Source organism: Halorubrum persicum (genome assembly GCF_002727125.1).
Classification (GTDB): domain Archaea; phylum Halobacteriota; class Halobacteria; order Halobacteriales; family Haloferacaceae; genus Halorubrum; species Halorubrum persicum.
In genome coordinates, this window is the sequence record NZ_NHOA01000012.1 from 16,312 (window position 1) to 26,264 (window position 9,953).

General features: G+C 71.0%; 10 protein-coding genes. 6 read left to right on the plus strand and 4 right to left on the minus strand.

Annotated elements, in window-relative coordinates:
- Window positions 1–188: 188 nt before the first annotated feature.
- Both DJ69_RS01890 and DJ69_RS01895 read right to left on the minus strand, forming a co-directional pair.
- Window positions 189–1,280 carry a bactofilin family protein gene (locus DJ69_RS01890; RefSeq protein WP_099254102.1) on the minus strand — a complete coding sequence of 364 codons (1,092 nt, stop codon included), beginning with the start codon at window positions 1,278–1,280 and terminating at the stop codon, window positions 189–191.
- Window positions 1,281–1,318: 38 nt separating this feature from the next.
- On the minus strand, window positions 1,319–2,737 hold the full coding sequence (locus DJ69_RS01895) for a cytochrome P450 (RefSeq protein WP_099254053.1): 1,419 nt from the start codon (window positions 2,735–2,737) through the stop codon (window positions 1,319–1,321).
- A gap of 92 nt (window positions 2,738–2,829) precedes the next feature.
- Between DJ69_RS01895 and DJ69_RS01900 the strand changes: the two genes are divergently transcribed.
- Entirely contained in the window at window positions 2,830–3,480 is a 651-nt protein-coding gene (locus tag DJ69_RS01900; protein ID WP_099254054.1) for a helix-turn-helix domain-containing protein, read from the plus strand.
- A gap of 60 nt (window positions 3,481–3,540) precedes the next feature.
- Entirely contained in the window at window positions 3,541–3,957 is a 417-nt protein-coding gene (locus DJ69_RS01905) for a TRAM domain-containing protein (protein WP_099254055.1), read from the plus strand.
- Window position 3,958: 1 nt separating this feature from the next.
- Here DJ69_RS01905 and DJ69_RS01910 read toward each other — a convergent pair whose 3' ends face one another.
- A complete protein-coding gene (locus tag DJ69_RS01910) occupies window positions 3,959–4,756 on the minus strand; it encodes a class I SAM-dependent methyltransferase (RefSeq protein ID WP_245851445.1) in 798 nt (265 codons plus the stop codon).
- A 243-nt stretch (window positions 4,757–4,999) separates the two neighbouring features.
- Between DJ69_RS01910 and DJ69_RS01915 the strand changes: the two genes are divergently transcribed.
- The 4 genes from DJ69_RS01915 to DJ69_RS01930 all read left to right on the plus strand — a co-directional run bounded on the left by DJ69_RS01915 (window position 5,000) and on the right by DJ69_RS01930 (window position 7,721).
- Entirely contained in the window at window positions 5,000–5,272 is a 273-nt protein-coding gene (locus DJ69_RS01915; RefSeq protein ID WP_099254056.1) for a MarR family transcriptional regulator, read from the plus strand.
- A gap of 158 nt (window positions 5,273–5,430) precedes the next feature.
- Entirely contained in the window at window positions 5,431–6,417 is a 987-nt protein-coding gene (locus DJ69_RS01920; protein WP_099254057.1) for a glycosyltransferase family 2 protein, read from the plus strand.
- A 97-nt stretch (window positions 6,418–6,514) separates the two neighbouring features.
- Window positions 6,515–7,333: an imidazole glycerol phosphate synthase subunit HisF gene (gene hisF, locus DJ69_RS01925; RefSeq protein ID WP_099254058.1), complete on the plus strand. Its 819-nt coding sequence runs from the start codon at window positions 6,515–6,517 to the stop codon at window positions 7,331–7,333.
- Window positions 7,334–7,538: 205 nt separating this feature from the next.
- The gene (locus DJ69_RS01930; protein WP_099254059.1) at window positions 7,539–7,721 is read left to right on the plus strand and encodes a DUF7511 domain-containing protein; all 183 of its coding nucleotides are present in this window, start codon (window positions 7,539–7,541) and stop codon (window positions 7,719–7,721) included.
- A 105-nt stretch (window positions 7,722–7,826) separates the two neighbouring features.
- On the opposite strand, the gene DJ69_RS01935 is transcribed toward DJ69_RS01930, so the two are convergent.
- A complete protein-coding gene (locus DJ69_RS01935) occupies window positions 7,827–9,953 on the minus strand; it encodes a glycoside hydrolase family 15 protein (RefSeq protein WP_099254060.1) in 2,127 nt (708 codons plus the stop codon).

Genomic DNA, 9,953 nt, shown 5'->3' on the forward strand with positions numbered 1-9,953 from the left:
GGGGTGGTTCGGGGGACCGCGAGAAAGGTCTTGGTCCGGTGGCGGGGGTTGCCGGAGCCGGGAGCGGCGTCGGGAGGTGTGGCGATCGGGGCGGGAGGCATGGAGAGCGGGAAGAGAGAAACGAGGGTGAGAGGAGAGAAGTGAGGTGGAAGAGAGAAACGAGGACGAGACGGTGAGCAGCCCCGCGGTCAGTCCACCTCCACCGGGTCGCTGTCGGAGACGATCGCGTCGTTCCGTCCTCGATATCGGTCCCGAAGCCCGAGTCCGAGCGCACCGAGTCCGAGCAGGAGGACGAGCAGTTCGACGAGCCCGCCCGCCCACGGGACCAGCCCGATCAGGGCGACCCCGACGACGCCGAGCAGGAGCGCGGCCCACCGGTTCGGCCGGCCGAGCCGGGCGAGGACCCACGATCCGAGCGCGTACCGGCCGTACACGGAGCCGACCCAGAGCGCGACGACGTAGGCCGCGATCCCGACGAGGGCCAGCGGGAGCCCGACGATCGTGATCGCCACGAGGGCGAGAGCGATCGGTGCGGCGATCAGCGCGAGGAGTCCGACCCCGCCGCTGGCGAGCGGTCCCCCGCCGATTCGGTCGGAGACACCGCGCGAGAACCGGGGGAACGCGAGCAGGAGGACCGCGCCTAACACGAGGTTGGCGGCGACGCCGTACGCGGATCCGACCCACGACGGAACGAAGTCGCCGCCACCGGAACCCGTGCCGCCGAGGCTCGTGTCCTCGACGACGCCGCCGGCGACGGTCGCGTCCGGGCTCTGCGTGAACTCGTCGGCGTCGTACCGGAACTCGCCGCCGATGTCCGCGGTGGGGCCGAGGACGACCGAGCCGGCGGCCGCGCGAACGTCGCCGCCGACCGCGCCGTCGACGACGATCGAGCCCGCGCCGGCGTCCAGCAAGCCGTCGATTCGACCGGTCTCCGTCAGTTCGAAGGAGCCGGCGCCGATCTCCGCGTCTCCGCCGACCGTGCCGTCGACGATCACGGTCCCGGCGGCGGCCTGGACGTTGCCGCCGACGCGGCCCGTCTCGGCGATCCGGATCGAGCCGGCCGCACCGGAGAGGTCGCCCTCGACGGTGCCGCGCACGACGATCGTGGCGGCCGCGCCCTCGACGCTGTCGACCGTCTCTCCCTCGTCGACGACGATGGACCCGGATGCGCCTTGAACGGACTGCGCCGTGGCGAGCCCGGTCGCGAGCGGCGACAGGAGCGCCACGAGCGCGAGCGCGACGGCGATGCGACGGCGAGTGCTGCTGTCTGAGAGGGCCATGATCGGAGTGTCTATGTCGAAGTACATATGATTGTTTGTCAACTGGTATCGGACGGCTCGTCCGGGTCGAGCGGCTCGTCTCGCGTGAGAGCGCGTACGCGCACCGGACCCTCCGGGCGGGTGTTCACGCTCGCCTGCAGCGACAGCTCCGTCGTCACCGGCTCGAGTCGCACCCGGCGGAGCAGCGTCGCGACCGCGAGGCGAAGCTCCTGTCGTGCGAAGCGCATGCCGATGCAGTGGCGCGGTCCCCCGCCGAACGGGAAGAAGGCGTGTTCGGGGCGCTCCCCCACCGCCGGTCCGGGGCGGTCGTCGCCGTGAACCGTCTCGCCGGCGTCGGTCTCGCGGAGCCAGCGCTCGGGCCGGTACGTTTCGGGGTCGTCCCACCAGCGCCCGTCGCGGTGGACCGTCCACGGAGAGAGCGTGAGCACGACATCGGCCGGGACGCGGTAGCCGCCGAGCGAGACCGGCTCGGTCGGCTCCCTGAAAAAGGAGTGGACCGGCGGGTACAGGCGGAGCGCCTCGTCGACCGCCGCGGTCAGGGCGGGACACTCGCGCAGGTCGGCGGGAGTCGGATCGGAGCCGAGCGCCGCGACCTCCGCGTGAACCCGCGCCTGAAACTCGGGGGTGTCGGCGAGGCAGTACAGCGCGTACGTCAGCCCGAGCGCGCTCGTCTCGTGGCCGGCGAAGAGGAACGTCACCGCGTTGTCGACCAGTTCGCCGTCGTCGAGCGCCCCCATCTCCGCGGCCGCGACGAGGGTGCCGAGGAGGTCGTCCGCGGCGCCGGGATCGGCCGGCGGGTCGGCCGCACGGCGCTCCGCGACGAGCCCGCGTATCGTCTCGCGGAGGGCGTCGAGCCGCCGGCGGTACCGTCGGTTCGCCGGCGTCGGCAGCCACTCGGGGAGGAACGACGTCAGCCGGCGCGTGTCGAACCGGTCGGTGATCGCCGCGGACGCCGCCCGGACAGTCTCGCGCTCGCGCTCGATATCGCTTCCGAGCAGGCTCTCCGCGAGAACCGCGAACGCGTACTCGGTGGACGCGGCGTGTACGTCGACGACCGCGCCGTCCTCCCACGAGTTCGCCGTCTCGCGGGCGCGGTCGACCATCGCGTCGCCGTAGGCGGCGACCCGCTCGCGGAAGAACGCCGACCGGATCGCCGTGCGCTGCTCGCGCCACGCCTCCCCCTCGGCGAGGAACAGCCCGTCGCCGAGGAGGCCACCGAGCCGCTCGCGGGGCATCTCGCCTTTCACGAACCGGTCGTGCTCCTCGACGAGGATCTGCCCGATCGCCTCGGGGTCGGTCACGAGGTAGCTCTCCGTGCCGAACACGTCGTACCGGACGACCCCGCCGTGCTCGGCGGACCGCTGTTCGTAGAACCCGAGCGCGTCGCTCGCGATCTCGTGGACGTTTCCGAGCACCGGGAGCCCGCCGGGGTCCGGCGGGCGTGTCGTGTCTCCCATACGAACGGATCACCGAGGGAAACCGCTGAGCCTTTGCACGGATCAGTCCGTGTGTTTTTAAGATTCAAGTGACGGCGGCCGCCACGAACCGTATGCGATACGTTCGCGTGGAGTTCGCGTTTCCCCCGTCGGTGCGGCATCCGATGCACGACTTCCTCGACGACGGCGACGGGTGGCGGTCCGACCTGTTGACGTGGCGACGGCTCCCCGACGAGACGTTCGTCACGCTGTTCCGCGTCGTCGCCCCCCGAGAGCGGTACCTCGAACGGCTGCGGGCGATCGACTCGATCGACCGCTTCGAGACCGCGCCCGGCGACGACGCGTTCTACCTCAAGGCGTACGACCGGCTCGGCGGACCGCTGGAGACGTTCCTCGGCGCGTTCGTCGACACGGAGTTCCTCTCCGTGCCGCCGATCGCGTTCCGGGCGGGCGGCCGGCTCTCGTTCGGGGTGATCGGCCCGCCGGACCAGTTGCGGGACGTTCTCTCCGCCGTGCCGGACCCGATCGACGTCTCGGTCGAGCGGATCGGGTCGTACGGCGGCGGCCGACGGCTGGCCGGCGCGGACCTCACGGAGCGCCAGCGGGAAGCGCTCCGCGCCGCGCGCCGCGTCGGGTACTACGACGTGCCACGGACCGGGTCGGTCGCCGACGTGGCCGAGGCGATCGGGTGTTCGCCGTCGACGGCCGGCGCCCACCTCCGGAAGGGAGAGGCGGCGCTGGTCGGCGCCTTCCTCGCCGGGTGAGCGGCGCGTGTCGGCGGTACAACTATACTGGTCCGTCTCCACGTTTCGCTGGAGTCTACTATGGAGATCTCAGAGAAGCTCCTTTGTCTGTTCAGCGCCGACGTTCGCGAGGAGGACGGCGAGTACGTCGTGGAGGTCCCGCGACGAGAGATCGAGACCGGTTCGCTGGAGCCCGGCGAGACCTACCGCGTCGCGCTCATCTCACGATCCGAGTCCGAGACGGCCGAGGCGACCGACGAGAGCGTCGACACCTCGGCGTCCCGCGCCGACGACGGGCCCCAACCCCCGGTCGAGCCCGGCGAGATGCGCTACGTCGAGATCGAGGACCTCGGGAAGCAGGGCGACGGGATCGCCCGCGTCGAGCGCGGGTACGTGATCATCGTCCCGGAGACGGAGGTCGGCGAGCGCGTGAAAATCGAGGTAACGGAAGTCAAATCGAACTTCGCGGTCGGCGAAGTGGTGGAGGAGTCGGCGTAGCTCACCGAGCGGCGTCCGCGTCGGCGGACTCCGCGGCGTCGTCGTCGACGGCGGAGCCGCCGTCTGTGGGGTCGCTGTCGTCGGAGGTCCCGGAGACGCGAGCGTCCCAGTAGGAGACGGACGCCACGTAGTCGCCCGGAATCGTGTTGCCGACGAGCCCGTCGACCATCCGGAACGGCTTCGCGACGGGACCCGGAAGCTCGCGGTAGAAGCCGTACGGCAGCACGAAGTCGTGTTCCTCGCCGGCGAGCGTCAGCTCCGCCGCCCGGAGCATGTCGACGACCTGTCGCTCGGAGTAGAGCCGCGACCCCATCGGGAGCAGCCAGGTGTACAGCGTCCGCAGGCTGCGGCTGTTGAACGTGTCGAAGAACACCTGATCGGCGCTGACGCGGCGCAGCTCACGGGCGAACGGAACCGGGTCGTCCATCAGGTGGAAAAAGCGCATCGCGACCACCGTGTCGAAGTGGTCGTCCGGGAACGGGAGCCGGGAGGCGTCGCCGCGGACGAACTCCACCGTGTCCGAGAGCCCCGACTCGGCCGCGTTCTGCCGCCCCTGTTCGAGCATCTCGCGGGAGATGTCGAGACCGACGATGTCGGCGCCCTGATCCGCGAGCATGGTCGTGAACCGACCGGTCCCGCAGGCGACTTCCAGCACGCGGTGTCCCTCCTCGATCGGCCCGAGCGCCGAGAGGACCGCCTCCTTCTCGCGTCTGTCGATGAGCTCCCCGCCACCGGAGAACCGTACGTCCTCGTACTCTTCCGCGACCTCGTCGGCCTGGTACCAGTCCTGTCCCTTCACGTTGTCCGTACTGCACGCCCGACCGACAAAACCGTACTGGATGCGATCGGCGATCGCTCGGCGACGGCGGCCCCGACGACTCGGCGCTCATCGGCGGACTGGACACGTTACCGCGCCACAATCCGCCCGACGGATCGGGAGTGATCGCCGCCCGAGCTGTGATATTAACACATTATATTATTCCAATCAGATTGCCCAATATGTAGCCAACCTTTACCAATAGGCGCAGGTTGGACATGAGATATGAGTACCAGTCCCGCGGAGACCGCTGACCAAGACCGTCTCTCGGAGTCCGAGTACCGCGATCGCCTACGCGAACTGCCCCCGAGCGCCAAGCTCGTCGCCAAGGTGCTGGAAGGCGACGCCCCCCTCTCGCAGGGCGGCCTCGCCGACGAGTCGCTGCTCCCCGACCGGACCGTGCGCTACGCGCTCAACCGGCTGGAGGAGGAGGGGCTCGTCGACTCCCGCTACAGCTTCAAGGACGCGCGCAAGCAGGTGTACTACCTGACGATCTGAACGCGCGCACCGGCCGCCGGGACGAGACCGGCGATCGAACGTCCCCCGTCGACCGCGCGCCGACGGTTCTCTCGCTCGCCCGTCGATCGGTCTCGGCGCAGCCTCGCGGTCGGTCCGCACGGATCTCTTTTTAATCCTCGGCCTCGATATTCGACCGTATGGACCTCTCGGTCGTCGTGCCCACCCTCAACGGGCGGGATCGGTTGGGCGCCTGCCTCGACGCGCTGGCGGCCCACGCTCCCGAGGCGGAGGTGATCGTCGCCAACGGGCCCTCCGCCGACGGCACCACCGGGATGGTGCGAGACCGCGACGACGTGGACGTGCTGGTGGAGATCTCCGATCGGACGGTCAACGTCGCCCGCAACGCCGGCATCGAGGTCGCCACCGGCGACGCGATCGCCCTCGTGGATTACGACAACCGGATCGAGGCGGGGTGGCTCGAGGCAGTCCGCACCGGGCTCGGCGACGCGGACGCCGTGACCGGGCCGGTGACGCCGATCGAGCCGGAGGCGGAACGCGACGGCGAAGAGCGCGACGACGAGAGGCCGGACGGGGAGCGTCGAAACGGCGATGAGGCCCGCGGCGGCCCGGAGCGACGGGCGATCGCGAACACCGAGGTGACGTACTTCGAGGGGGGGAACGTCGCCTTCCGACACGAGTCGCTGCGGGACCTGGACGGCTTCGACGAGTACCTCAACACCGGCGGGGCGCGCGACGCCGCCCATCGGCTGGCGCAGATGGGTCGGACCGTGGGGTGGCAGGAGGAGATGGCGGTCGCCAAGGCCCTCCCGAGCCCGACCGCCGCCGACGGCGGGCGCACCGCCCGCGAGTGGGGGTGGAAGTACCGGGCGCTCGCCTATCGCCTCCTGAAGAACTACGGGGTCCGGCCGACCGTGGCCGCGCGGGCCGGAACGCACGCCGTGGCCGACGCGCTCGGGGCCGCCGGCGACGTGCTCCGCGGCGAGTCGACCCCGTCGCGGTGGGTCGCCACCGGCCGCGACGTGCTCTTCGGGCTCGCCGGCGGGGGCTCCGACGGGCTCGTCGCGCGGAGCCGAGACCGGAGCCCGGCCCGGAACCCGAACGGTATCTCGAAGCGCGCGGACCGCGCCGTCGCGAAGTACGACCGGCGAGCGTCGGAGGAGTGACGGTGCGCGGGAAGCGGACCGCGCGCCGGGCGGAACCCGCGCGACGAGAGCGGCCCCGGGCCTTTTAACCCCGACCGCCGCCAACGGCCGGTAACGAATGGGACTCACGAAGCGGATCATCCCCTGTATCGACGTCGACCTCGACGACGACGGGGACGCGGCGGTGTACACGGGCGTCAACTTCGAGAATCTGGAGTACACCGGCGACCCGGTCGAGCTGGCGAAGAAGTACAACGCCGCGGGCGCCGACGAGTTCGTCTTCCTCGACATCACGGCGAGCGCGGAGGGCCGCGAGACGATGCTCAACGTGGTGAACGCGGTCGCAGACGAGTGTTTCATTCCCCTGACGGTCGGGGGCGGCATCCGCACCAAGGCCGACATCAAGGAGACGCTCCGCGCCGGCGCGGACAAGGTGTCGATCACGACCGGCGCCTTGGAGCGCCCCGTGCTCATCGAGGAGGGGGCCGCGGCGTTCGGCAGCCAGTGTATCGTCATCTCGGTCGACGCCCGCCGGCGGTACGACGACGAGGGCGAGCACTTCTACGAGGACGAGGACGGCGAGGCGGTGTGGTTCGAGTGCACCAAGAAGGGCGGCCGCGAGGGCACCGGCATCGACGCCGTCTCGTGGGCGATGGAGGCCGAGGAGCGCGGCGCCGGCGAGCTGTTCGTCAACTCCATCGACAAGGACGGGACGAAGGACGGCTACGACATCCCGCTGATGACGGCGGTGTGCGACGCCGTCTCGACGCCCGTCATCGCCTCGTCGGGCTGTGGCTCTCCCGAGGACATGTACGAGGTGTTCACCGAGGCGAACGCCGACGCCGGGCTCGCGGCCTCCATCTTCCACTTCGGCGACTACTCGATCGAGGAGACGAAGGCGTACCTCGACGAGCGCGGCGTGCCGGTGCGGCTGTAGGCGGGGACGGTCTGGCACGGCTGTAGGCGGGGACAGTCCGGGAGGAGGGGCTGTAGACCGGGACGATCCGGCGTGGCAACGTGACGGCGGAGGCGGGCCGTGATTCACTCGGATCCCGGTTAATCTCCGCCATCGACGACGGTTGTTTCGTTGATCACGACCGAAAACCAATACTTATTATCCGATCGGGGGCGAATCGTCACGTATGTCCACGTCATCGGCGCGCATCCGTGCCGAGCAGTCGGAGCTCGTCTGCAAGCGGACTGACGGTGACTCCGACGGCGAGGAGGTGACGTTCTTCGAGCGGGACCGCGATCCCGACGAACGGACGACCCGGTGGATCACAGTCCGAGCGGAGGACTGCGTGCCGGCGGAGGAGTGGCGGTAAGGCCGGCGCGTCGGTTGTTACGCGGCGGTGGTGAGATCTCGTGCGCGGCAGGCGTTTCGCGTCGGTTCATAAGTGGGTACCGACGGGAACGCGCCGGGCGAAGCGTCAGTCGTCGGCCGCGACGCGGTCAGCGAACTGCGGGAGTTCATCTTCGAGCAGCGCCACGGTCGCCAGCCGGATCGCGTGGGGCCATCCGAGCGGCGTCGCGCTGTCGGGGGTCCCGTCGTCGAAGAACTGTTCGGGGAGGTAGCTCGTCGGTTCGCAGAGCGTTCCGCCGGGCGAGACCTGGGCGAGCAGCTCCCGAGCGCGCTCGACCATCTCGGCCGCGCGGGGGTCGCCGCGGTCGGCGAGCAGGACGGCCAGCTCGGCGCAGGCGTTCGCGCCCCACGCGGTCGAGACCGTCCACACCTTCTCCGAGCGCTGGCCGGCCCGCCGCCAGCCGTCGCCCTCGTACCGGATCAGGCCCGCGATGTCGTCGGTCTCGTGCGTGAGCCCGTCGACGACCGTCTCGACGTGCGAGACCAGGCGGTCGAGGCGCTCGTCGTCGACCGCACCCGCCTCCTCGGCCCCGTCGCCCCCGCCGAGCGCGTCGAACGACCGGTGCGCGCTCGCCAGCGACAGCGTCGAAGAGTCGAGCCGGTCGTCGATCGCGCCCTCCGGCGTCTCGCGGAGCGCGTAACAGCCGCGCTCGGGGACCCACAGATCGTCGAGGGCGTCGTACACGCGCGTCGCCTGATCGCGGGCGTGGGCGGCGAGATCATCCGGGAGGGCAGTGCGGTCGAGGCCGCTCGCCGCGTCGAGCGAGTCCGCGTCGAGCGTCTCGCCGTGGAGCGCGAGCTCGCTGTACGCCTCCAGGAACGTCGCGGTCGTGTGCGCGAAGCGCCCGGCGCTGTCCTCCCACGCGTTCTGGCAGACGACCGGGCGGCCGTCCGCCGCGAGCGTCTCGTCGAGCCCGGCGAGCGCGGCGACGAGGGTCCGGTCGAGGTCCGGCACGTCGACGCCGGCGGCGCGCGCCTGCGCGAGGTAGGCGATGACGCTCCCGGTCTGGTCGGCCTGGTAGTCGACGTCGGGGCCGTCCTCGATGCGCGCGTTCGCCCAGCCCGGTGCGAGCGCGCCGTTCCGGGGCCACACGCGGTGGGGCCACGAGCCGTCGGGACGCTGGGTGGCGACGTACATCTCGGCCGAGCGCGCGTGCCAGTCGTCGAGCCCGAGCCCGAGCCGGTCGTCGGCGTCGAGCGCGAACGTCGAGATCTCGGCGTCGTCGCGGAACCACGTGTAGCCGTAGCCGCCGGAGGTCGCGTAGAAGGGGTCGAAGTCGGGGCCGGCGATCCGGAGCCCGGACTCCGCGGAGAGCAGCGACAACACCCGGAGGTCGGCGACGATCGACTCCCGAGCCGGGACGGAGTCGGGGACCGGGGGAGTCGTCTCACCCGCCGCCGCGGCGAGCGCGTCGGGGTCGTCGAGCTCGTCGAACAGCTCCGCGAGCCGGTCGCGGGCCGCCCCGCGCGTCGTCTCCTCGCGGTCGGTCAGCAGGGTGCCGACGGTGGCGACGCCGTTCTCGAAGGGTACGTCCGCGATGACCTCGCCGGAGAGGCGCTCCTCCTCGTAGCGGTCGCCGTCGCGGTCCCGCGGGAGGTCGGTGGGTGCGTCGTCGAGCAGTTCGGCGAACGTCGCCGGGAGCTGGCCGCGCAGGTCGGAGAAGCCGGTGTCGCTCGCGAGGAAGTCGTGCTCGTCGTCGTGGTACACCTCGACCGCGTCGTCGTACCGGAGCTGGCCGAGGCGATCGTCGCGCCCGTCGGGCGCGAACCGGGCGTAGACGACGAGGGAGAGGTCGTCGGGGTCGACGTTCGCGTGCCCGTCGTCGCCCACGTCGATCGCCGCGCGCGTGATGTGGGCGTCGCCGATCGTCGCGTCGTACCGAGTCACCCTCCCGCGGTCGGTGCGATGCACGGTTTCGATCAGGGTCGTCTCGCCGACGTAGCGCTGCTCGGTCGCGACCTCGTCGAGCCACGTGACCTCGTCGCCGACCGCGAGGCCGACACGCGAGCGGACGAGCCCCGTGAGACCGGTCAGCGGGTAGCCGAAGTCGCGGAGTTCGCCGCCGGCGTCGACGTGGACGAGTCGCCCGTCGCCGCCCGAAAAGCGACCCGTGACGGTTCGGCGTTCGGCGGGGAACCGGGTGGCGTGCCCGGTGTTTCGCTTGTAGTCGTCGAGCGCGTCGCGGAGTTGCAT

What these genes read in the sequence shown, in the direction of transcription:
- DJ69_RS01935 (WP_099254060.1), bottom strand. Translation starts at nt 9,953, where the DNA reads ATGCAACTCCGCGACGCGCTCGACGACTACAAGCGAAACACCGGGCAC.
- DJ69_RS01900 (WP_099254054.1), top strand. Translation starts at nt 2,830, where the DNA reads ATGCGATACGTTCGCGTGGAGTTCGCGTTTCCCCCGTCGGTGCGGCAT.
- DJ69_RS01930 (WP_099254059.1), top strand. Translation starts at nt 7,539, where the DNA reads ATGTCCACGTCATCGGCGCGCATCCGTGCCGAGCAGTCGGAGCTCGTC.
- hisF (WP_099254058.1), top strand. Translation starts at nt 6,515, where the DNA reads ATGGGACTCACGAAGCGGATCATCCCCTGTATCGACGTCGACCTCGAC.
- DJ69_RS01915 (WP_099254056.1), top strand. Translation starts at nt 5,000, where the DNA reads ATGAGTACCAGTCCCGCGGAGACCGCTGACCAAGACCGTCTCTCGGAG.
- DJ69_RS01890 (WP_099254102.1), bottom strand. Translation starts at nt 1,280, where the DNA reads ATGGCCCTCTCAGACAGCAGCACTCGCCGTCGCATCGCCGTCGCGCTC.
- DJ69_RS01905 (WP_099254055.1), top strand. Translation starts at nt 3,541, where the DNA reads ATGGAGATCTCAGAGAAGCTCCTTTGTCTGTTCAGCGCCGACGTTCGC.
- DJ69_RS01895 (WP_099254053.1), bottom strand. Translation starts at nt 2,737, where the DNA reads ATGGGAGACACGACACGCCCGCCGGACCCCGGCGGGCTCCCGGTGCTC.
- DJ69_RS01920 (WP_099254057.1), top strand. Translation starts at nt 5,431, where the DNA reads ATGGACCTCTCGGTCGTCGTGCCCACCCTCAACGGGCGGGATCGGTTG.